Source organism: Nostoc sp. JL23 (genome assembly GCF_017115065.1).
Lineage (GTDB): Bacteria > Cyanobacteriota > Cyanobacteriia > Cyanobacteriales > Nostocaceae > Nostoc > Nostoc punctiforme_A.
Genome location: NZ_JABXKN010000128.1, coordinates 131,986 through 156,638 on the forward strand (window position 1 = coordinate 131,986; position 24,653 = coordinate 156,638).

The following is a 24,653-nucleotide window of genomic DNA, read 5'->3' on the forward strand; positions in this document are numbered from 1 at the left end:
GGGGAGAAAACTTACTATCAACTTCTCTTCTCCTCTGCTCCCCTGCCTCCCCTGCTCACTGCTCCCTTGCTTCTTCCCCAGTCCCCAATTTCGGATAATTGACACACAGCTTGGTGATGGTTATTATCAGCCTACCGGGTAATTTTTAATTAATACCAAGCTGATAAATAGTGATTTAACCGAGATGAAGTCTGTTGCAGATGACCCTAATTCTCACCTTAATACGATAGACACTCCGCCAGTAGTTCTAACTTCTGAGTTGCGAAAAGTCTATCGCACTGGTTTTTGGCTAAATCAAAAAGTCGTATCTCTCAAAAACTGTTCTTTAACGGTTTACCAAGGCGAGACCTTTGGGTTGCTGGGGCCTAACGGTGCTGGTAAAACCACCCTTTTAAAATTATTGCTGGGAATTATTCGTCCCACCTCTGGAAGAGGATTATTGTTGGGTAAACCCATAGGCGATCGCAATGTTAAGCAACATATCGGCTATCTACCAGAAAATCCCTATCTGTATGACTATCTCACTGGCTGGGAATTTTTGCAGTTAGCCGCTGGGCTATTCCAAATTCCCCAAAGTGTCCAACGCCAGCGTATTCCCCAATTACTGGAATTAGTGGGTTTATCCCAAGCCGATGCCCGTAAAAAGCTGCTGCGTCGCTATTCCAAAGGAATGCTACAGCGTGTTGGTATGGCACAGGCGCTAATTAACGAGCCAGATTTAGTTTTTCTGGATGAACCAATGTCTGGTCTCGATCCGGTGGGACGCTACCAAATGCGAGAAATTATCCTGGCGCTCAAAGCTGCTGGTAAGACGATTTTTTTTAACAGCCACATTCTGAGTGAAGTAGAACAGATTTGCGATCGCATTGCCATCCTCGCTCAAGGTGAACTAATTTGCTCTGGTTCCCTCAATGAACTCTTAGGCGGAAAAAACACATATCACGTCAAAGGTCAAGGTGGTGACTGGGAAATTCTCAAAAAATGGATACCCACTCTCATCTTTGAGCCTGATGGTTCCTGGCACGGTACACTACAAGATGATTATTATGATTTTCTTGCCAGTCTTCGTCTTATGGAAGGTAAAATTATCGCCATGAACTTATCGCGTCACTCTCTAGAAGAATTTTTTATTCAACAAATCCAAAGAAAAAACAACTCCTTGAATTAGTCTTGTTGCCAAATAGTAAATTGTCGACTGGCTTAAAGAACAAAACCCAAAATTCTGCTTTTTTGAGTTCTCTTTGTCCAACGCAACCTACAAAAAATAAAATTCCGACATCTTTGGAAGGTTATTTGTATTTATTTAATGAACTTGTTCCTAATTTTAGTAGTCCCTTACTACTCATTGAAAATTTTAAATGTCATCAAATTAACTCTGACAAGAAAAATTTATTCATGACTACTTGATTGTTGGCTAACAGAGAGTTTCTTGTAGAAACTGGGTTTATTTGCGTAAATCCTATATTTTTTGATATTACTCTATTCAAGCAACATTAACTTTAAGCTAACTTCACTAAAAATTTAAGTTCAATAAACAAATTTCCTCCGGAAAATCACACTTTTCTAGGAAAATAAGAGTGTCGGGTAACTTGAATACTTAGGTATAGTCAAAATAAAAATGTTAAGACAGTACTTTATTGATCGTAGTTTCAGAGTCTCAGGTAAATATGCTTAACAAAAGTTTGTTTAAATTCCTAATTCAGCCAGCTGTAGGTATGGCTTTGTTAACTGCTGTCAATGTTGCTGTGTCATCTGCCAGTCTAGCTCAGGGACAAACATTACCACCAACTACACAAACACAATTAGATACTAATTATTCATTAGGAGGCGGCGATCTCATCCGTGTAAATGTATTTGAAGTCCCTGAATATACAGGTGAATACCAAATTCCCCCAGGTGGAGCAATCAACTTACCTTTAATTGGCAGTGTGTCAGTACTAGGGCTAACAACTGAACAAGCTTCTGACGAAATAGCTAGAAGATATGCTCGCTTCCTCAAACGTCCCTTGATCTCAGTCAATCTATTATCGCCTCGTCCCATCAATATTTTCGTTGCTGGAGAGGTGACACGTCCTGGAGCTTATACTCTAAGCTTGAGCGGAGGCGCCGGGAACAATCCAGGCGTACAATACCCCACTGTATTAGCCGCATTAACAACAGCACAGGGAGTGACTTTAGCTGCGGATGTGACTCAAGTTCAATTACGGCGTAGAATAGGACGTTCTTCAGAGCAAGCTGTCACCCTCAATTTGAAAGAACTCATTCAAACAGGCAAGTTATCGCAGGATATTACCTTGCGGGATGGAGACACTATAGTTGTGCCAACAGCAACCAACTTCAACGTCGCAGAATCTCGCAATATATTTGCATCCAACTTTGCCGCCAGTCAAACCACACCCCGCACAGTAACAATTATTGGTGAAGTTAACCGTCCTGGTTCGTATCTTGTCACCCCAGGTAATACAGATAGCCAAGTGGGCGCAACCCCTAACAGTGGCACTGCCAGTCCCACTGGTTTACCAAATGTGACACGGGTAATTCAATTAGCTGGCGGAATTACAGCACAAGCTGATGTGCGTAATCTCAAGCTACGCCGACCTACAAGAACTGGCTCAGAACAATCTATAGATATTAATCTTTGGCAACTTTTACAGAGCGGTGATGCCAATCAAGACATCATTGTGCAAGACGGAGATACGATTGTTATTCCGACGGCAACTGAAATTAATCCCGCAGAAGCGACTCAATTAGCTACCACTACTTTATCTCCTACACGGATTCAGGTTGGTGTGGTAGGCGAAGTTAAAAAACCAGGTCTAACAGACGTTCAGCCAAATAGCTCTTTAAATCAAGCTATACTCGCTGCTGGCGGATTTAATGATGCCAGAGCTAGTAGTAAGGCTGTTGATTTGATTCGCCTCAACCCTAATGGTTCTGTCACTAAACGTATAGTAAAAGTGGATTTCTCCGCTGGGATTAATGAGCAAACTAATCCCATACTCCGCAATAATGACGTTGTAGTAGTCAACCGATCTGGTTCAGCTAAGACTGGCGATACCGTCAACACTATAACTGGGCCTCTAGGTGTTATCTTTAATCTTTTGAACTTATTCGGACTGTAGTTTAAGAGATAGATGCAAATTGGGGGCGTTGGCCAACCCTCTTCGTCCCTAAAATTGCACTATCCTTTAATCAAAAGCAAGTTACACATAGCAAACGCTCCAAAAGGCATCGCTTTTTGCAAATTGTGTTTTATAGCAGCTTCATAGTGTTAGGACAAGTCTGCTATAAATACTCTGACAGCCGCTCTCTTCTAATTTGCCAATATTCTAAGCTATCTGACTACTTATATATATCCGTCATTATAGTAATTTTAAGTAATATTACTCATAGAGAAATACTGGAAACTTTAAAACTCTTACTCTAACTTCATAATCTGCATTGATAGGCTTTTGAAATCTTTATTGTAGGTACTCGGATTTCTTATGATAATGAGAATAATTTAGAAACCAGATTCCGCAAATACTACTCTATAACTGATTTTTAGTCATCTAGTGATTCTTATTATCATAAGAATTATTTAAGTAAATTAACTAATTGATGACAGATATACTATTTTAACCACAGATACCGCGTATACACAGTAGAATGATGTCGAATTGGAAATGACGCCATTTGTACGGTTGCTTGGTGTTCATGAATAGGGTAACTCTGGATACTGATATTTTTTATTCAGTGATTCTATCAGATGTTTGCGATTTTTTGGAACACAAGCTCAAAAGGTGGTTCAGCCATATTTAGGCGAAAATGCGCAGGTTTAAACCTATAAAACCGTGTATAAACTTACCAGTGGCAGTGATACGACCATATCCAATACTGGGTTATTAACTAAGGCTAGAGTTACTGACCGTTAACGACTGAGTTTTTGCAACATACCCTATTTTTCCCTATGATGATTCATGGTTTCGGTTTTCTCAGTTTGAGCGCATCTCTTGTACTTCCCTGGGCATTAACAGGTCTGGTTCAAGGACAGAGAATAACAGAGTCTTTATTTAAAGATGTTCCTCAGCCATCCACTGTTCAGGAAATACCACTACCTAACCGCAAGCTGATCAGTCGTATTTCAACTGCGACAACATACTATGTTAGTGGTAACGGAAACGACAGAAATAGCGGACTCTCTACCTCATCCGCTTTTAGGACACTTCAAAGGGCAGCAAACCTTACTAATCCTGGCGACACGGTACTTATTATGAACGGGCAATACAAGAATGCGCCCAAAGATGGGGCTGTACTAGGTATTAAACGTTCTGGAACTGCAAATGCATGGATTAAATATAAAGCATATCCTGGGCATTTTCCAAAAATTCAGCATAATACATGGAGTGGTATCTCGATTTCAAATGGAGCTTCATATATCGAGATTAACGGGCTGGAGGTCATAGGGAACAATGCTAATATCACCCTTTCTTATGCGTTAAGTCAGAAATATAATAGATCAAATCCGCTTACTAACGGAAGTTGCATAAGCATTGCAGGAGGAAACAAAGGTCGTTCTCATCACATAAATATTCTCAACAACAAAGTGCATGATTGTGGAGGAGCAGGTATCTCAGCAATCCAAACTGATTATGTGAAAGTGGATAATAACACTGTTTTCAATAACTCTTGGTACACACTTTATGGTTGCAGTGGCATTTCCATGCTTAATAATTGGAGCTCTGACAACAACCAGGGATACAAGATATTTGTGACCAATAACAGGAGCTACAACAATCGAATGTACGTTCCTTGGATTGAAGCCGGAAAGATCACAGATGGTAATGGCATTATTGTTGATGTTTCAAAAGGATATAGAGGACGGGTTTTAATTGCTAACAATCTCACCTACAAGAATGGCGGTTCAGGTATTCATTCCCATGATAGTCAGAATGTCGATATTATCAACAACACGGCATATTTTAATCAGCAAAGTCCAGATGTTAAAAAAAAGGGAAAGGGCGAAATTTATGCGGGTTATTCATCTAATGTCAAAATTTTCAACAACATCATGTATCCTTCCCCTGGTAATGCTGCGAATAGCAATATGAAAAATGTCAACGTCAATTATAACTACAATGTTTATCCCAATAATTCGACGATCAAGATTACAGGATCTAACGATATGATTGCAGATCCACAGTTTGTTAATGCCTCAGCTCGTGACTTTAGATTGAAATCAACAAGTCCGGCAATTAATAGTGGTTTAAAGTGGAAGGATGTGCCAGAAGATATTCAAGGCAAACTTCGTGTGTCTCCCGATAGAGGAGCATACGAAATGCGGTAGTAGTTAAAAGTACGCCATTGGGTTGTATGGTAAAGTTCTTATTTATACATACATATTTGTTTGTCTACAACCCAATTGGAAACGGGCGAGGAAGAGCCACAACGTAAAACAAGATCCTATAGCTCGACCGCAGAAACAAGCAGAATACAGATGCGGGAATTATGTGTGGCTACTGGAGAAATAGACCTGAAGTATTTAGATGAATTAGATTTTGTGCATGGAGTTACTTTCGAGGCAAGGAAAAATCCTAATAAACCCAATTAAATTGGAGTGGCAACACCTGAAGAAATCGGACTACCAATCCTGAAAATTATCTATAGCTCCTAATATAGCTTTTCCTATACTGGTAAAGCATATACCTTATCTTATCTAGGATCACTATATAATTCTAAGTCCGGTTAATTGATTATTATTTAAAACTTCTTGCGTCTTAGCGTCAGTCTTTATTAATAAATATTTATCCGGACTTGATGTAACTCCTAAAATGATTTATTTTTTGGAAGCTTTATTTCTTCGCCAATCCCTTAAGCTCTTTTGTCAACTCTCTTGGTTTAAAATACTCGTGAGAATGATATCGATAACTACTAGATTCATTTTTATCAATGACTCCATTAACTACTAAACCTAGAACGTTGTAATTGGATCTCTCTAATATCTCTTGAGCAGCATTAGCACTGTTGGAATCAATTACTCCAGGTCGCGCTACTAACAAAATACCATCAGTCATTTGGCTTAAAGTCAAAGCATCGGCTGCCAAAAGCAGTGGAGGGGCATCAATAATTACAAAGTCATAGTTGTAATGAGATGAGAAACTCTCAATGAGTGATGCCATCCGTTTTGAGTCAAGCAAAGCAAGTGGGTTGGGAGGTCTAACCCCAGCAGTTAAAACATCAAGGTTGTCCATTACCTTAGATACGGCAATGTCAAATTCAGCCTGACCTACAAGAACCTCACTTAAACCAACTTCATTGGTTAGTTCCCAGAGATGATGCTGAGAAGGAACTCGCATATCTGCATCGATTAGTAAAACTTGACGTCCTAGTTGAGCGATCGCTGCTGCCAAATTAGCTGAAACTGTAGACTTGCCTTCTTTAGGAACTGCACTAGTTATTACAATGGTTTTGAGCACATTATCTGAACTTAAGAATTTCAGATTTGCTTGAATCATCCGGTACATTTCACTCGTTAAAGAGTGGGGAGTATCCCTAACGGCAATTGTTTGAGATATTGATTCTGCATTTGAATAACGGGAACGAAGCTTTTTAACAGATAAAGGAACAATTCCTAGCAAAGTATATCGAAATACATCTCTAATTTCTTTAAGTGTTTTTAGAGATCTATCTCTCATAGCGAGAAAGAGTACAGTTGTGGTGGCAAAAAATAAACCGAACATGACTCCTAGCACCAAAACAATTATTTTTTTGCCTAATGTAGGATCTTTAGGTACTAAAGCCTGAGCAATAATTCGGGAACTAGGGGCATTTGTATTTTCAACTAACTGTAATTCTTGAACCTTTTTCAAGAGAGTTTGATAGGTCGATTCTGCAACTTCAACTTTCCGTTCTAATTCCCGCTGGTTTTGTGCCAGTTGGGGTATGAGTTTCACCCGCTGTTCGTAGCTGACGCGAGAATTATATAGAGAGGAGAGTCTTTGAGTTAACCCAAAACGTTGTATTTCTGATTGCAGAAAGTTTTGTATCAGGCTTTGTCTGAGTTCTCCAATCTGCAATAGGCTCTGGGGAACTTGTGTTTGATTGCCAACAGTCTGACCAACTTGCTGTTGCAAGAGAGATTTTAAATTAGTTTTTTTTGCTTCTAAGTTAATAATTATAGGGTTGTCATCTAGAAAACGGCTGCGCTCAACCGCTAACTGCCGATCGGTCTCTTGGAGTTGTGTAAGAATTCCCTGTACTGCTGGTGACTGACTGAGGGCACTCACAGCGATCGCTTCCTGAGAATTTAGCTCTACTTTCTGACGCAGTTCATTGGTTTGGGCATTTACCTCATCCAGTTGAGCCTTGACAGTATTCATCTCATTGTCTAGATTTCCAATAGTCGCAACAGCTGACCTTGTCTCCTCTGATAAATCTGCAATCTGATGCTTTTGTTTAAATATACGTAGCGCTACTTCTGCATTATTAACAGCAGCTTGAGTCGTAGGAAGTTGCTTGGCCATAAACTGACGAGTTGCTCCTGCCTCAGAGCGATTTGTCAGAATATCATTGTCTAAATAAAACCTCATAACTGTGTTGACTACTGCCGCTGCTTCTTCAGGATCGTGACTGCTATAACTAATACGCAATACATCTGTCCCACCAATAATTTTTAGGTTCAGGGCTTTTTGTAGTGCTTTCACCTCCAGAGGTTCACCTTCATTGTCTTTGAGTTGTAGTTTGTCTATTGTCCGTTGCAACAAAGCTGGGGAAGAAATAACTTCTATCTGACTGCTTATGGGATTTTGAGTTGCTACCAATGGTTTCAAATCTCCTGAGTCTCCTCCTTCAGAGGTACTAGGGGAAAGATTATTGCCTGCTACTTTAAAACTGGGAACTCTGAATAACAGTTTTCCTTCTGCTTCATAGTCTGGCTTCAGAAATTTTGTAGATATAGCACTCAGAATAACTGTCGCCACAAATATACTGAAAGCAGGCACCCACCACCGTTTCAATATCAATAAGTAACGATTAAGGTCTAAATCAATAGATTCTCTAGATTCCATAGATTTTTCTGACATAAATCTTCCAAAGTACAGGTCTTAAGCAAGAAACTAAAAATTGACTTATAACAGCCACAAACCAGTGCAATTGACAATACTGATTATGTATAATTTTACAATATAAAATATAGTATAAACCAATAGGGTTCAGTTAAAGCTTAACTGTTTATCAAAATCATGATCATTTTTTTAACGAACCGCCAAAGATGCAAAGAAAACAAGCAAGCAAGAAGTGCTTAACGGAACTGTATTGCAGTATAGAGTATTTAAGTTAAAATTTAGTTCCTATTTCTTACAAATGTGTAACGGTGGCTAGTATACCTTTATTGCAACTTTGTTAATTTTGGGATTTGAGGTGAGTTAAGTACGTCCTAACTATAACTGCCATCCCATAATCAACCCTTTAGTAACAGGACGTTCAATTAAAAGTTTTTTTCATTAGCTATCAACCATTAATAATTCAAATTTATTTCTGGATTATCAAAGGCTTGATTTTTTCCTCGGATATTATACGGCTATATTCCTTGTCCGATCAACTATCTTAGGCAAAGCCAAAATTTCAAGTTCAAGTACAAAACTTGACCTTTAGTCAATTTGTAATTTTTGACCATAAACATCTACTTATTACTCAACCCACTTACTTAATATAGTAATTCTGAAAGTTTGGCAAAGTAGCTACCTACTTTGCCAAACTTTATCGTAAGCATCTAACAGTTTTGGAGCTTGATATTGCCATTCAAGAATCTCCTCCATTCTGCGTCGCCCCTCGGCTCCGATCTTGTCTCTGTGTTCAGGAGAATCTAGAAGTTCCAAAATTTTCTCGGCAAATTCTACCTCATCGTTAGGCTTTGCATAAAGAGATGCTTCTTGTGCAGAACGTCTTCCCTCTCGCAAATCAAACTGGACAATTGCTTTTCCCATTGCCATGTATTCAAGTATTTTATTCATGGTGCAATTTTCGTTATAAGCAGATGTTGGAGAAGGTTCTACACACACGTCGCAGCTGGAAAGCCGCTCTAAAAGTTCTTCACCTTGCTTAAACCCTGTAAATTCTACAAACTCATTCACTTCTAACTCTTTAGATAAGTCCTTGAGCTTTTCTGCCATAGGTCCACTACCAATTAGCATAAAGTGAATATCAGAGCGATTTTTTTTGTGGACGATGTAATATACCATTCTTAGGAGATAATCAATACCCTCTGGTTCTCCCATGACACCCATGTAACCTATCAAGTAGTTTCTACCTCTACGGTAATTGGGGTTTGGAGGCATTCGGCGAAAGCGCGAAAGATCCGGCGCACTACGAACTACAAATACTTTCTCTGGTTTCTTATGCCCACGCTTAAGAGCCACCTCTCGGTGTGACTCGTTCGTTGAAATTACCATATCTGCTGTGGCATAGGTCAAGCGTTCAGCCCAACGTAATCCATGATAAAAAATATCGCGCCGCCGATACTTAGCTTCATACATTTCCGGACTGAGGTCATGATGATCGAAGATGATAGATGTACCATGAAATAATTTAAACCATGCTGCTACCAAGAAAAGTAAATCGGGCGGATTACAAATATGTATGACATCAAAACCACGCTCTCGCCATACCCTTTGAGCTAGACGGAATTGCCAGTTAATCGCCCAACTGTACTCTCGGAGATAGCCAATGACAGAACTTTCTTCCGGTGGTAGAGGATGACGGTAAATATGAATCTGCTCAATAATTTCGTAATCTTTATCAAACCCATTACCTGTAGGTGAAATTACGCTAACTTCATACCCGGCTTTTTGCAAAGTAGTTGCTTCCATCCATACCCGTCTATCAAAGGGAACTGGAAGATTTTCAACGATAATTAGTACTTTCTTCGGTGATGCCATAATAATTTCAATTTTTAATTAGTTTCGTAAGTAATTATTCACTCACTCAGTAAAATGGTCAAAACCCATAATTTGTGGGTGATAGGCAGGGAAATGTGAAACGTTACTTTAGTAAAACACTCACTTTTCAACTCTAAAATATACCTTATTTATGTAACCTATAGTCATCTTTGGCGAAACTGGGTTGAACAATAAATATGCATATCTACATCATAATAGCTATCACTGTTGCAGTTACTAGCTGGTTACAGTTCTATTGATTAATCATCTGGTTTTTACTTCATCTTTACATTCTGACTGAGAGACATACTGCCACATAAAGTATCCAAGTCAAACTATTTGATTCCATCAAGTTAGACTCAGTGAGACTAGATAAGACTATAAATGTCATGTGTATAAGTGGCCAAATATCGAATGCTGTTTTATTACTACGCACCCAAGTAAATCCTTGCAGATAACTGCGCCAAAATCCTAAAAAGAATACTGCTAACCCTAAAAGACCCAAATCTAGGCAAAGAGCCAGATAGCCATTGTGGGGGTGGTTTGGCGTCCATGCAGCTGCAAGCCAAATATCGGCAGATTCGCCATTCCATCCTTGCCAGAATCCACCATAACCATACCCAAGCCAAGGATGTTTCCAAATCTTATCAATTACTAATGGCCACAACTCTGTTCGACCGGTCAGTGTCGCATCTTTGCCAATTGCACTGAACAGGATATCAGCATTGTTAGACAACCAAAAATATAAACTTTGGCTGATAGTAGCTATGATTATTAAGGTTGGTACCATGAACTGGTATGGCCAGCGCCAAATTTGAAAAGCAAAAAATGCCAATATGAGAATTAATAGATTAATTAGAGATGAACCTGAAGACGCAAGGAGTAAAAGTAGTACTGACAAACAAAACCCACCCCTAAAAAGCCAACTACGTTTTTGATTTTGATAACTAAGGATAAAAAAAGTCATACTGCTCGTTACCATTCTTGCTCCCAGACCGTTTTTGTGCGTGAATACTCCACGCCACTTTGCGCCACCCAAATCGCTCTGTATCCCGTATTTAGGCAAGGCTATAGCAAAAACGCAACTAAGTATTATAATAATTGCAAAGTTCCAAGCCAGTAAATGTAACTGCTGTTTTAAGCTATATCGCGAAGCAAAATATAGTCCAAATAAACTGGAATTAATGAGAGCAAAACTATTTTTTAATGTTGTTGATGGTTCAAAAGACCAAATAATGGAAATAGCTGCCAATAAAATTAAAAAATAAAGCAAAAAGTCTTTACTAAGTAAATAAAGAGTTTTCTTCCAACGCAAAACTAGTAGTGCTACTGTAACTGCGTAGATTAAAGAAAAAATAACCCGGATCACAGAGCTATCATATTCTACTAAATCGCTCTGTCCTGCGCCTCCTGACAGTAAAAGAACAATGACTGCTCCTGAATACATCAGTAAGCTCGCAATTGTGAATCCCTGTTCAGCAAAAATTAGTATTTTCCTCATAATAGTTGAACTAATATTTATTTTGCATATTCAGTTCTTTATAATAAACTTGAGCTGTTTGAGCAGCAATATTTGACCAATTTAAATCTTCCTGACAACGAGCTAATGCCGCAGTTCGCATACTTTGTTGCAAATCGCGATCGCTTAACAAATAAATAATGGCATCAGCTAAAGATTGGACATCACAAGGTGGAACTAACAACCCATCTTTTTTATGCTGAATTATCTCACTTAATCCCCCTACTTCAGAGGCTACAACCAGTGTTCCCATCCCATAAGATAAGGCTGCCACACCACTTTGAGAGGCTTCTATATATGGTAGAACTGTTACCGTACTGCGTTGAAATAGATTACTTACTTCTTCAAGGGGGATAAAGTCATTGATAATTTCGTAGCATTTCTCATCATAACCATTAGGGAAATATTGTTTTATGTTTTCTCCCCGTCCAGCGATAATCAGCTTGACTTCAGGTATCCGTTCAGCAATTAAAGGCATAGCCTGAAGTAAATATTTCAATCCTTTATAGGGCCAGATGCGACCAAAAAATAGTAGTGTATTTGGCTCACGAGTCTGACTATTCTGTTTACCCCGACGTTGATACAAACTACCAAGTTCCCCATGTGGTAAAACATTGACTCGCTCTTGAGGTATACGAAATTGTTCAGTTAGAATCTTTTTTAGTTGATGAGTATGGACAATCAATTGTTGGGAACGATAGAAGGCAATACGCCTGGTATACTCTGAACCGAATACACTCATGCTATCTCCTGGGTGACGGAATATATCGTGGATAGTTGTCACCAATGGCGGCATTTTGTTGACTAACAAAGTCCAATCATACCAAGGATCGTTAGTTTCTTGCACATGTAAGACATCCGGCTGTATGTCTTTGATAATACGCATCATAGTGTACATAGACAATAGGTTGCGTGGGTCGCGAATCCGTGGTTTTTTAAAGCTAATTACGCGGATACTGGAATCAAGAACATTGCTACAGGCATTTGAGAGTTTTTCTGGGTGAATTAGCGTTAAATCAACATGTTTAACCAGGCTGTTTGCTAATTCAATTGTGTAATCTTCAAAGCTAAAATGTAATAAAGCAACTTTAATCATAATTTAAATTATACCCTCACCTTAAATTATTTATTTTCCCATTTTTGATGAGTTAATGATAAAAATTTATCTTAAACGACTTACTGCTATCTTACTTAACAATTTGAACCATAAAAAACGAAACCCTCCAAAGGCACGAATACCTAAATAAATCACAAATAAACCATAGGCACAAGTTGCAATAATTAGAGTTAATATAAAGTCTAAGCTAAGTTTTTGTAATAATATTAATACAGGTAACATTACAATAGTTAATATTAATGGTCGGCGGATAATTCTCCATAAATTTAATGGAAATAGGCGATTATAGGTGAAATAAACATACTGGCTAAAACCAGAAATAGTCATTAATAATGCCATTAAAGCTGCACCTAGTAACTGATAGTGCGAAACTAATACAATACCTCCTAAGCTCCCTAATGTAGTGGTAATAACTACTTCACGTAGGTTCACTATCTCGAAACCATTGGCTACAAGTAAATAACTCAGTGAGCGTGTAAACGGCAAAAAAACGAGTGATGCAGCACTTATAACAAGGGCTATATTTGCTTCAGCAAAGCTAGCATTATAGAGAAAAACTAGTAAATCTTTGCCAAACAATAAGATTCCAAGATATAAGGGTAATGCAATGATTAATAGGATTTCTATAATATTCTCAGCTATCTGCCTCTGCTTCTCCCGTCCTTGCTCTACTGCCTTTGAAAGTCTGGGAAATATTGCTAAACTTATACTGTTAGCAATAATCATAAAGGGTTGTAATAATTGTGTTATTCCGCCAAATAAACCTACTAAAAACTCATTTCCTAACAATGAAAGGATCAATATTTGTATTCTGCCACTAACTACAGCTATTGCTTCAATAGCAAAAAACGTACGCGCACTTTTGATTGTGTTAAAGACAAAATCCCTATCAATTTGCCATTGTATTCTTACTAACCGGGCTATAAAAATCCATTCAATTACCAAAATTAATGTTTCTGAAAAAAGTAGGATCGCCCCCAAATACTCAATTCCATATTTTAGCTGCATCGCCCAAATCATGATTATTAGGCGTAAAATATAGACTGGCACTGTAGCGATCGCAATCAGATGCATCTTTTCTTTAGCTTGAAAAATCGCCTCTGTGATATTAGAAAGCGCAAAGGGAATGATCGTTAAGCCCATTATGTAACAAACAGTCGAGGTTTTGGAACTATAGGGAAGTAAAAATACTACAATCACCAATGCCGCATAACTGAAAAAACTAAATATTAACTGTAGGCAAGTACCACTAATTAAATAGACTGGTGTTTTTTGTGGCTCACGAGCTAGTTCTCTAGTAAACAATGTTTTTAGACCTTGTGAAGCAATGCCCACAAAGATGAAATAGTAGCTATATGCTAGTAGATACTGCCCTAAAGCTTCAGCTCCTAGAGTACGAGCAATCGAAGCGGTTAATACAAAGGCTGTAACACTTTGTGCTAACCGATTGAGTATCATTGAGAACGAATTACTTATGAATTTGTACTTTTCTACCATTCTTAATAATTCTTAATTCAGCTTAATTCTTTCATTTTGAGCCACCATGATTTTTCGGATATATCCGATTTTTATAGAGCACCCTCAAACAGGTAGCTAATTACTCAGTAAGGTAGAAAAATCTAAATTTAATCCGCTATAAATTAAACTGAAGACTTGCAATAAATTTATTGATTGATACGGAAAGTAAATTCTCTAATCCTAGCTATCCTACTATGGATTGTTTCTGTTAGTAAGCACCGTCTTTTTTCAAAACCACCATAACTGTTTTCAGGAGAATTTCAAAGTCTAACCCAAGTGACCAATTTTCGATATAGCTAATATCTAAATGAATCACTTGTTCAAAATCTAAAATATCTGAGCGACCTGATACTTGCCAAAGACCTGTAATTCCAGGTAAAATTTCATGTCGAATAAAATGATGTTCAGAAAACTTTTCAACATCTCTGGTAGGTAAAGGGCGAGGTCCGACTATACTCATTTCTCCAAGGATAACGTTAAACAGTTGAGGTAATTCGTCTAAACTGTAACGACGAAGAAATTTTCCAACACGGGTAATGCGAGGATCATCTTTAATTTTAAAGATAATTCCATCTTTTGTTTCATTTAAAGCTTCTAATTCTTTCTGTAATTTTTCCGCATCAGACCTCATCGTTCTGAATTTCCATACTTTAAACTGTTGACCATGTAAACCTATACGCGTTTGTCTGTAAAATACTGTGCCTGGAGAGTCAAGTTTTATAGCTATAGCTATAGCTATATAAATTGGGAATAACAACATTACAAATAAAGTCGCAAAACAAAAATCACAACTACGCTTTATCCAAAAATCTTTACCTGTAATTATCGGACAGTCCAAACTCAGACAAGGCATTCCCCCTATTTTGTTGAATTGCACGTTTTTATAAATTGGTTTTAATTCCATCGGTAAAATATGTACTTGTATCCCAGATGCTTGAAATAACCAGCACAAAAACATTCTATTTTTTAGCGCATCCCAAGATATAAAAACTTCTGTTACTCCTAGTTGATTAAGCTGAGTCAACGTTTGCTGACGTTTATATCTGTCTAGTGAATTAGCATTCGCCGTTCCAGATACAATGTAATGCTTTTCTTTTTTTATAAAACTCGCAATTTGCTCGTGATCTTGAGGATCGCAAATAATGAAAACAGAAGAACGAACTATTTTTTTCTGCTTGCGTAGATATTCAAGAGTAATATTTACAGCATATCTACCAGTACAAATAAAAAATATACTTAGTAGCCAAGGTAATAATATTAATCTTGGACGTGTGATATCAATAACTGGTTTATACAAAAAACTAACTAAAAGGATTAATCCATGAGCAAAAGTTAGCGATTTGATAATATTGAAATAATCATAGCGTTTTTGACCTTCTCGATAAATACCTTCGACAGCTAGCGATCCTATTTGAATCCCAATAGCTGTTAAAATCGGTAAATAATGACTCGGTATATACCAAGTAAAATTTCCAGAAGTAGATTGATATGCTGCTAAAACCCAAGCTAGAAATAAAAGAGTACAGTCTACTAAGAATAATGTTGTTAATCTCAACCACCACGAACCCTTACGTACCGTGACAAATGTCGATGCACGTAAATCCAAAGGCACTTCACTGAATTTATTTGTTGTAATGCTTTGATTACTCATAAGTTAGGAACACTTGGTATAGGTAAAATTTGATAGGAGCTTAGATATACAAGAAAATTTGGGTATCTCACTATTTTGATTTACAAAGAAACCTTAACTTTTTAGTCTAGTATTAACCATTTTCTTAGGAGTAACTTTAAGTTCTTTATTAAAAGCATCCTCCAGGGTTGGTTTGAGTGCCGTTACTACCGATATACCTCGGTTTGATTGCAGCCTATAATCACATTTTAATCTTGTAAAACTTAATCACAAAAAGGATTTGTTTGTTGGTCAATTTAGATTAGTACTTAAACAAAACTCCTGATATTAATAATCAAGCAAGCAAAATAAAAATATTATAATTTTCGCGGTTACTAATACAAAATCAGATGAATTAATTATAGATATCGCAGATATCTTGGAGGGTTTCGCTTTTTAGAGGTATAGAATAATTTATATCACCTCAGAAATTACTCTAGCATATTTATTTAGACTAATTCAGCTTTGATTATAAAGTTGTCTTATGTATTTAATTTTTTTACGCATAATTACTGATTAACAAAATGTACACATAATTTATAACAAAATGCATCAAAAATTTGATATTTGTAATAAAAATTTACATTTTTGAATATTTATGGGTAAACTTGAGTCAGTTTCATGGACATTTCTAAATGAAGTCTTAAAAAAGGCAGTAACTTTGACGACGAGACTGTAGTTTAGAGTATAAGAGTGATGTTACAAAAATGAAGCCTATTATATAATTGGGTTTCATGAGATTCGCCTAAATTCTTCAAAAAAATAATATTACGACTTTACATTAATTTTATATAATTCAAGAGAAAATGAAGATTTTGTAAAAAATATTTTTCGTTCAGTAGATTTTACTGAGATAGGCTAATGTATTTTTATAATTGCGTGTAAGTATTTGTATTTATTGGCTAAAACAGAAATTTGATCTTTTGGATTCAATTGTTATTAAGAGTTTCATTTCAATCAATAAAAGATAGCGTGAAAGTATGGTGACTAGCAAATCAGATGAAATCAATACATTGGGCAGGTTCTTAAACAATAAAAAGTGGCGTCTGTAGATGGAAAACCTGTGCCAGATACCAAAAAGAATTATTATCAACCTCTTCTCAATGCTGAAATAGAGGTACTGGTAATAGTCAAAAGCCAAATAGCAACTTTTGAGTTTGGGAAGTATTATAGCATTTTACAATTGCTTGGAGTCCAAACAATTAGTAGAGGCACAAATATCTGTGTGCTGCTAGCGTGTGTATAATTCAAAATTGCTATATGTATATTGGCTATGTGAGAATTAATAGTATTCTGCTCATTTTCTATAGATTGGGATCTGTATTTGCTCACATCTTTTTTAGTTATAAACCTTTAATGATTTACGTCCTCATAAAACTTTAATTATTTTATGCCCACTGACTTTAATATAGAAAATGCAAATAAATAGTAAAACATCAGAATATAAGCAAAATATTACCTTAAATACCTTAACTCACATCATCGGCACTCAGGTTTTACAAGAATTGAACGACACCCAAGTAGGTCATCATCAGGATCTATGCATTCATCAAATATTTGAGATGCAAGTAGAGCGATCGCCCCAAGCCATTGCAGTAGTATGTGAAAATACACAACTTACTTATCAACAGTTAAACCAGCGGGCGAATCAACTAGCGCACCAGCTACGTGCTTTAGGCGTTGGGCCGGAAGTACTTGTAGGTATATGCTTAGAGCGCTCCTTAGAGATGATTGTAGGACTACTGGGCATTCTTAAAGCTGGAGGCGCTTATGTGCCTTTAGATCCGGCATATCCCTCAGAACGTTTAGCTTTTATCTTGGAAGACACCCAGACGCCAGTATTGTTAACCCAAAAAAAATTGGTCAAGAACTTACCACCGCATCAGGCGCAAGTGGTTTGTCTGGACTTAGACTGGCAAGGGAATATTCAAAATAGTCAAGAAAATCCTGTAAACCAAACTACGGCTGATAACCTCATCTACGTAATCTACACATCTGGTTCTACAGGACAGCCCAAGGGTGTAATGATCCCTCACCGTGGTATCTGCAATCAACTCCACTGGAAGCAAACAACTTTTGGATTAACTCATACAGACAAAGTTTTACTGACTATTTCTTTTAGCTTTGATCCCTCAGTGTGGCAGATATTCTGGCCATTGTGCTTTGGGGGGCAATTATTTATGGCTCGCCCTGGTGGACATCAAGATACAGCCTATCTTGTGAAGGTGATTACTGAGCAGCAAATTACCGTTCTGGCTTTAGTACCTTCCATACTGCGTGTCTTATTGGAAGAGAGGGGAATTGAGAATTGCCGATTTATCAGACACATTACCTGCGGTGGTGAAGCTTTACCTGGCGAACTTATAGAACGCTTCTTTACCCAACTGAATTTAGACAATGTTTTACATAATTGCTATGGGCCGACAGAAGCTTCCATTGATACCACTTTCTGGAGTTGCCAGCGCGGTACTAATTATCCTATAGCACCCATTGGTCGTCCGATTACCAATGCAGAGATTCACATCCTTGATGAAAATTTGCAGCCAGTGCCTGTTGGTGAATCAGGTGAACTGCACATTGGCGGTATTGGTTTAGCGCGAGGCTATCTTAACCGTCCAGAATTGACCACAGAGAAGTTTATTTTCAACCCTTTTAGCTCTGAACCTGGGGCACGCCTTTACAAAACTGGGGACTTGGCACGTTATTTGAGCGACGGTAATATCGAGTTTATTGGTCGCATTGACGACCAAGTTAAAATACGTGGTTTCCGAATTGAATTAGGAGAAATTGCAGCTATATTAGCTCAACATCCGGCACTGACACAGACGTTAGTCATAGCCAAAGAGGATGTTCCTGGGGACAAGCGACTTGTAGCATATATTGTTGCCCGTCCAGAGCAAATTCCTAGCCAGGCTGAATTGCGTCGCTTTTTGGAAACTCGGTTGCCTGAATACATGGTGCCTAGTTTCTTTGTATTTTTGGACACTCTACCATTAAATCCCAACGGTAAAATAGACCGCCGCGCCTTACCTGCACCAGATACATCTGATATTAGGCTGTCAAGTAACTTTGTTCCACCTCAGAATTCGACAGAAGAAATCTTGGCTGGCATTTGGGCGAAAGTTTTGCGTCTGGAACAAGTAGGAATCCACGACAATTTTTTTGAATTGGGAGGGCATTCACTACTGGCCACTCAAGTGATGTCTAGAGTTCGTCAAGCTTTTCAAATAGAAATACCGTTGCAACTTTTATTTGAGAATCCCACGATCGCTACTTTAGCTCAAGCGATTGCCCAAAACCAAACTCCAGAAAATGATCCCCAAAATCAAACTATTCCCCAAATAGCCAATCGGGAATCAGCACCTCTATCCTTTGCCCAACAGCGAGTCTGGTTTTTGGAGCAGTTGGAACCTAACAGCACAGCATATATCGTCTCCAATGCACAGCGCTTAACGGGTAAATTAAATGTGGGTGTATTGCAACAGTCATTAGATGCGATCGTTGTCCATCATGAGGCATTGCGAACCAACTTTATTACATCACCTGATGGTAGCCCCATACAAGTAATTGGGACGCCTCGGGCAGTAGAACTTAAAATCATTAAGGTAACAAAGGAGCAAGTAGAATTTCTCCTACATCAAGAAGTGCAACGCCCCTTCAACTTAGAATCTGACTTGATGTTGTGTGCTACTTTGCTCCAAGTAGACCAACAGGAGCATATACTCTTGTTAATGATGCACCACATCGCTTCAGATGGTTGGTCAATTGGTATTCTTTGGCAGCAGTTAATAGCGCTTTATGAAGCCTTTTTGAGTAGTAAGCCTTCCCCCTTAGCAAAATTGCCCATTCAGTATGCGGATTTTGCTGTGTGGCAGCACCAATGGCTATCAGGTGAGGTACTTTCCAAGCAAATTAACTATTGGAAAACCCAATTAGCAGGTGCTAATACTGTACTGGAATTGCCCACCGACCGACCACGGCCACCAGTACAAACTTACCAAGGAGCAGCCCAATCTCTGATGCTACCGCAAACTTTGAGTGCATCACTCACAGAACTCTCGCATCAGGAGGGTGTCACTTTATTCATGACATTACTGGCAGCCTTTGGGACAATACTGCACCGCTACACTGGCCAAGAAGACATTCTTATCGGTTCTCCCATTGCCGGACGTAACCATTCTGAGATTGAAGAGTTAATTGGATTTTTTATTAACACCGTTGTTTTACGGACTGATTTTACCGAGAACCCCAGTTTTCGTTCAGTCCTAAATCGAGTTCGCCAGATGGCATTAGATGCTTATGCTCATCAAGATATGCCCTTTGAGAAGCTGGTAGAAGAACTGCAACCAGAGCGAGATACCAGTCGCAACCCACTATTTCAAGTGTGGTTTAATATGCTCAACTTAAGGGACATCCAACTGGAACTACCTGGAGTGGCTATCGAACCAGTCTCCATTCTCGAAACAGCTTCTAAGTTCGACTTAACCCTTTACGTTACAGAACAAAATCAAGGAATCCAACTTGATTTAGTCTACAACACCGATCTGTTTACTTCAGAACGGATGATGGAAATGCTTCATCAATTCCATCACTTGCTAAATCAAATTGTTGCTGCTCCAGAGAGGAAAATTAGTTTATATTCCCTGGTGACACCAAAAGCGCAACTTTTGCTGCCAGAACCAAGGGCAGTTTTGCCAGAACCACAGTATGAATTGATGACAAGAATGTTTACCTCTTGGGTAAATCGTACCCCAGAACATTCATCACTTCGTCAAGGAATTCACACTTGGAATTATGGAGAGTTGGGCAAAATCGCTCAAACCTTAGCACAGGTTTTGTTATCTCACGGAGTAGAGCGGGGAGATGTCGTAGCCGTGTTTGGGGCACGCAGCTTTGGGCTAATTGCCAGTGTGCTGGGCGTACTTTTGAGTGGCGGTGTGCTACTCACACTCGATCCGAAACTTCCCAGCCAACGCCAGCGGCTGATGCTACAGGAAGCTAAAGCTAAATACATATTATATATTGATGGTCAGCGCCCAGAAGACGAAAAGATATGGGAGTCTTTAACTAGCATCTGTGTCAACCCAGACACAGGAGAAGCCATAAATTTCCAAAAGAGTATTGAAGCAGTAAATCTACCTGAAATCGCTGCTGACGATGCAGCTTATATTTTCTTTACTTCCGGCACTACTGGTGTACCGAAAGGGGTGCTGGGGTGTCATAAAGGGTTGGCGCATTTTCTGAACTGGCAGCGACAGACCTTTAAAATTAATCAGCAAGACCGCGTTGCCCAATTAACTGGTCTTTCTTTTGATGTCGTCCTCAGAGATATCTTTTTACCTTTAACTAGTGGTGCAACCCTTTGTTTGCCAGAAGAAGAGGATAACTTAGAACCTACTAGAATTCTGCGTTATTTGGAAAACGAGCAAATTTCTGTACTGCATACAGTTCCTTCGCTGGCGCAATTATGGTTAGCGAATGTGCCGTCAGGAGTCTCTTTACGTAACTTACGCTGGTTATTCTTGGCTGGAGAACCTCTGAAAGAAACCCTTGTAGTTCGTTGGCGGGATGCTTTTCCCGAATCTGGTGAAATAGTTAATCTCTACGGGCCGACAGAGACAACCTTGGCAAAGTGTTATTACCGAGTACCTGTTGAGTGTAGCCCTGGTGTACAGCCAGTTGGATTACCCCTGCCTCAAACTCAAGCACTGGTTTTCACACCAAATCAACAACCATGCGGTATCGGTGAACCAGGCGAGATTGTAATTCGAACTCCATTCCGCAGTTTAGGCTATATCAATGCCCAGCAAGAAAACCGTTCTCGGTTTGTTAAGAACCCTTTTCGGAACGATCGCCAGGATTGGCTTTATTATACAGGCGATCGCGGATGCTATCGTCCAGATGGCTCTCTAGAAATTCTCGGTCGCCAAGATCATCAAGTCAAGATCCGGGGGATACGCATTGAACCAGGGGAAATTGAAACGGTTTTAGCCCAACACCCAGATGTACTCCAAACTGTAGTTATTGCCCGTGAAGATGTTCCTGGCGATCGACGTTTGGTGGCTTACATTATACCAAATCAAGACTCAGCAATTGCGATTACTGATATCCGGGGCTTCCTCTCGACAAAATTGCCACAGTACATGGTACCTTCGGCTTTTGTCTTGCTGGACACCATGCCCTTAAACGCCAACGGCAAGGTAAACCGGCGTGCCCTACCAGCACCAGACTTATCGAGGCAAGAGCCAGAAGCCACCTTTATTGCTCCTCGAAATGAAGTGGAACGCCAATTAACCCAGATTTGGGAACAAACTTTAGGTGTCCAGCCCATTGGTGTTAGGGATAACTTCTTCGAGCTAGGAGGACATTCTATCCTAGCAGTAAAACTGTTTTGGCAAATTGAAAAGACATTTAGTAAAAACCTGCCACTTGCAATTCTTTTCCAGTCCGGGACTGTAGAAGCTCTAGCCAAAATAATCTGCCAAGAAGAAGATTTAACAAGAAACTCGGCTTTAGTAAATACCTTAGACAAATCAAAATCTAGCTGGTCATCTCTGGTAGAAATTCAACCCAACGGCTCCAAGCCACCTTTTTTCTGTATTCACGGGCTGGGTGGAGAAGTCTTATGTTTCCGTGAATTGGCATTGTATTTGGGGACAGAACAACCATTTTACGGATTACAACCACGAGGGCTAGATGAAAAACACCCTCTCCATACCCGCATTGAAGATATGGCAGCGCACTACATTCAAGAAATTCAAACCCTTCAACCTCATGGCCCTTATTTTCTCGGAGGTTATTCCTTTGGGGGTACAGTTGCTTTTGAGATGGCTCGGCAACTCCAAGAGCAAGGCGAACAAATTGGCATTTTAGTTATGCTTGATAGTTGTCGTCTAGGTTATAGCTGGCAGGCGCCATTTCTCAAGCGAGTTTTTTTGCATTTAAATAATATTGTTCAACAAGGGCCTAACTACGTTTGGCAAAAGATTGTGAGATGGAGTTATTGGCGTAAGCAAGAACTGCAAAATACATATAACCGTTACTTGGAAGACGTACTTCATGTACCTGAAACTGACAAGCATTTAAAAATTATAGATACTAACACTCAAGCCCTCAGTGACTATATTTTTTCACCTTACCTTGGTCGAGCTATTCTTTTACGAACAGAGGATAAAAATCGGGACGAAGCTACAGGCATAGAATACGCTCCTCAATTCGGCTGGGACGAGGTAGTAGTTGGAGGATTAGATATCCATTACATTCCCGGATCTCACCTTGACATACTTAAAGAACCTCATGTACAAGTGTTAGCTGAAAAATTGAAAACTTGCTTAACTCAGGCGCAGTCTCAGATTGCAAAAAATTAATTTGAACTTTTCCGTTAGTTCACCTTTGCACAACTCAGCACTGCTGGGTTGTTTTGCCATTTATTGGTCTAAACTTGAGAAAGTGGTAACTACGATGAGATAATTAGTCTGTGGAACTGGAATATTGGTAAAAATCCAATAACCAAAAGACCTGACCGATTTAAGAATGCGATGAATATTGCTAGTGTCACAGATTGAACAGAGGAAATGATTGTGGCACTGAAAGCTGGAATGACTATCGTTTTTAGATTTTAAGTTGGTAAGCAATCCACAATCCACTGATGCTATATAGAAGATTTGGGCGCACAGAATTACAGATGCCAGTGTTTTCCTGCGGTGGCATGAGATATCAGTTCAAATGGGAGGATGTCCCCAATCATGAAATTCCTGCTGATAACCAGGCGAATCTGGAAGCGACTATTAGAAGGGCAATCGAAGTTGGAATTAATCATATTGAAACTGCCCGTGGTTATGGCACTTCTGAAATGCAATTGGGGAGAATATTACCCAAATTTCCCCGCGAAAAGTTGATTGTTCAGACCAAAATAAGTCCAAAGGCAGATGCGAAAGAATTCCGGGAGACATTTGAGCAATCCTTGAAAAATCTTCAACTAGATTATGTTGACCTTTTAGGGTTGCACGGCATTAATCATCCTGAGTCGTTAAATGAAAGCATCCGTTCCGGCGGCTGTTTGGAAGTAGCGCAGCAGTTGCGAGCAGAGGGAAAAGTTAGATTTATTGGCTTTTCCACACACGGCTCGACAGATATGATTGTGCAGACAATTAATACCAGTCAATTTGATTACGTGAACCTGCACTGGTACTACATTAATCAATGGAATTGGGCGGCAATCGAAGCAGCTAAACGCCACGATATGGGGGTGTTTATTATTAGCCCATCTAATAAAGGAGGTTTGTTGTATGAGCCTCCCCAAAAATTAGTAAATCTTTGCGCCCCGTTGAGTCCAATGGTGTTTAATGATTTGTTTTGTTTGAGTCATCAAGAGGTGCATACTCTGAGCTTGGGAGCAGCAAAACCACAAGATTTTGACGAACACTTGAAGACTTTAGAGTTAATAGATCAAGCATCAGAAATTTTGCCGACAATTTTAGCAAGGTTAGAAGAAGAAGCGATCGCTACTTTGGGAGAAGATTGGGTAAAATCCTGGGAAACAAATCTACCAAACTTTGACGAAACCCCTGGCGAAGTAAATATTCGGGTAATTTTGTGGCTGCGGAATTTAGCGATCGCCTACGATTTAGTAGACTACGCTAAAATGCGCTACAACTTGCTTGGCAATGGCGGCCACTGGTTCCCCGGCAACAAAGCCGACCGGCTAGATGAATTAGACTTGCGGCAATGTCTCGCTCGTCATCCCTACGCCGATAAAATCCCCCAACTTTTGGAACAAGCTCATCAGATGTTGGCAGGTGAAGAGGTCAAACGTCTATCTCGCACTTGATAAATTGCATAAATAGGGCATTGGCTATTATGGCGTATGGGAAATAGTAAACAATAATTATCAATGCCCAATGCCCAATGCCCAAT

Annotated in this window: 12 protein-coding genes; 6 read left to right on the top strand and 6 right to left on the bottom strand. The window is 39.1% G+C overall.

Annotation, left to right across the window (positions count from 1 at the left end):
• Positions 1-184: 184 nt before the first annotated feature.
• The 4 genes from HWQ42_RS26900 to HWQ42_RS26915 all read left to right on the top strand — a co-directional run bounded on the left by HWQ42_RS26900 (position 185) and on the right by HWQ42_RS26915 (position 5,590).
• Positions 185-1,168, top strand: a complete 984-nt coding sequence (locus tag HWQ42_RS26900) for an ABC transporter ATP-binding protein (protein ID WP_292817274.1) — start codon at positions 185-187, stop codon at positions 1,166-1,168.
• A gap of 499 nt (positions 1,169-1,667) precedes the next feature.
• On the top strand, positions 1,668-3,122 hold the full coding sequence (locus tag HWQ42_RS26905; protein WP_292730818.1) for an SLBB domain-containing protein: 1,455 nt from the start codon (positions 1,668-1,670) through the stop codon (positions 3,120-3,122).
• An 803-nt stretch (positions 3,123-3,925) separates the two neighbouring features.
• Positions 3,926-5,326 (top strand): right-handed parallel beta-helix repeat-containing protein, encoded by a 1,401-nt coding sequence (locus tag HWQ42_RS26910; protein WP_292817276.1) that lies wholly within the window; start codon positions 3,926-3,928, stop codon positions 5,324-5,326.
• 60 nt (positions 5,327-5,386) lie between these two features.
• Positions 5,387-5,590: a hypothetical protein gene (locus HWQ42_RS26915; RefSeq protein ID WP_292817278.1), complete on the top strand. Its 204-nt coding sequence runs from the start codon at positions 5,387-5,389 to the stop codon at positions 5,588-5,590.
• Positions 5,591-5,831: 241 nt separating this feature from the next.
• Here HWQ42_RS26915 and HWQ42_RS26920 read toward each other — a convergent pair whose 3' ends face one another.
• From HWQ42_RS26920 to HWQ42_RS26945, 6 genes are all read right to left on the bottom strand, one after another.
• Complete coding sequence (locus HWQ42_RS26920; RefSeq protein WP_292817280.1) at positions 5,832-8,060, bottom strand: polysaccharide biosynthesis tyrosine autokinase; 2,229 nt, start codon at positions 8,058-8,060, stop codon at positions 5,832-5,834.
• 657 nt (positions 8,061-8,717) lie between these two features.
• On the bottom strand, positions 8,718-9,914 hold the full coding sequence (locus tag HWQ42_RS26925; protein WP_292817282.1) for a glycosyltransferase family 4 protein: 1,197 nt from the start codon (positions 9,912-9,914) through the stop codon (positions 8,718-8,720).
• 286 nt (positions 9,915-10,200) lie between these two features.
• A complete protein-coding gene (locus HWQ42_RS26930) occupies positions 10,201-11,415 on the bottom strand; it encodes an O-antigen ligase (RefSeq protein ID WP_292817284.1) in 1,215 nt (404 codons plus the stop codon).
• 10 nt (positions 11,416-11,425) lie between these two features.
• A complete protein-coding gene (locus tag HWQ42_RS26935) occupies positions 11,426-12,529 on the bottom strand; it encodes a glycosyltransferase family 4 protein (RefSeq protein WP_292817286.1) in 1,104 nt (367 codons plus the stop codon).
• Positions 12,530-12,595: 66 nt separating this feature from the next.
• A complete protein-coding gene (locus HWQ42_RS26940) occupies positions 12,596-14,047 on the bottom strand; it encodes an oligosaccharide flippase family protein (protein WP_292817288.1) in 1,452 nt (483 codons plus the stop codon).
• Positions 14,048-14,276: 229 nt separating this feature from the next.
• On the bottom strand, positions 14,277-15,719 hold the full coding sequence (locus HWQ42_RS26945) for a sugar transferase (protein ID WP_292817290.1): 1,443 nt from the start codon (positions 15,717-15,719) through the stop codon (positions 14,277-14,279).
• Positions 15,720-17,152: 1,433 nt separating this feature from the next.
• Here HWQ42_RS26945 and HWQ42_RS26950 point away from each other — a divergent pair.
• Positions 17,153-23,104 carry a non-ribosomal peptide synthetase gene (locus tag HWQ42_RS26950; RefSeq protein ID WP_292817292.1) on the top strand — a complete coding sequence of 1,984 codons (5,952 nt, stop codon included), beginning with the start codon at positions 17,153-17,155 and terminating at the stop codon, positions 23,102-23,104.
• A 281-nt stretch (positions 23,105-23,385) separates the two neighbouring features.
• Complete coding sequence (locus HWQ42_RS26955) at positions 23,386-24,567, top strand: aldo/keto reductase (protein WP_292817294.1); 1,182 nt, start codon at positions 23,386-23,388, stop codon at positions 24,565-24,567.
• Positions 24,568-24,653 lie beyond the last annotated feature (86 nt).

Bases quoted from the DNA above. Each gene is read 5' to 3' on its own strand.
- HWQ42_RS26900 (WP_292817274.1), top strand. From the start codon at position 185: ATGAAGTCTGTTGCAGATGACCCTAATTCTCACCTTAATACGATAGAC.
- HWQ42_RS26905 (WP_292730818.1), top strand. From the start codon at position 1,668: ATGCTTAACAAAAGTTTGTTTAAATTCCTAATTCAGCCAGCTGTAGGT.
- HWQ42_RS26920 (WP_292817280.1), bottom strand. From the start codon at position 8,060: ATGTCAGAAAAATCTATGGAATCTAGAGAATCTATTGATTTAGACCTT.
- HWQ42_RS26925 (WP_292817282.1), bottom strand. From the start codon at position 9,914: ATGGCATCACCGAAGAAAGTACTAATTATCGTTGAAAATCTTCCAGTT.
- HWQ42_RS26930 (WP_292817284.1), bottom strand. From the start codon at position 11,415: ATGAGGAAAATACTAATTTTTGCTGAACAGGGATTCACAATTGCGAGC.
- HWQ42_RS26935 (WP_292817286.1), bottom strand. From the start codon at position 12,529: ATGATTAAAGTTGCTTTATTACATTTTAGCTTTGAAGATTACACAATT.
- HWQ42_RS26940 (WP_292817288.1), bottom strand. From the start codon at position 14,047: ATGGTAGAAAAGTACAAATTCATAAGTAATTCGTTCTCAATGATACTC.
- HWQ42_RS26945 (WP_292817290.1), bottom strand. From the start codon at position 15,719: ATGAGTAATCAAAGCATTACAACAAATAAATTCAGTGAAGTGCCTTTG.
- HWQ42_RS26950 (WP_292817292.1), top strand. From the start codon at position 17,153: ATGCAAATAAATAGTAAAACATCAGAATATAAGCAAAATATTACCTTA.
- HWQ42_RS26955 (WP_292817294.1), top strand. From the start codon at position 23,386: ATGCTATATAGAAGATTTGGGCGCACAGAATTACAGATGCCAGTGTTT.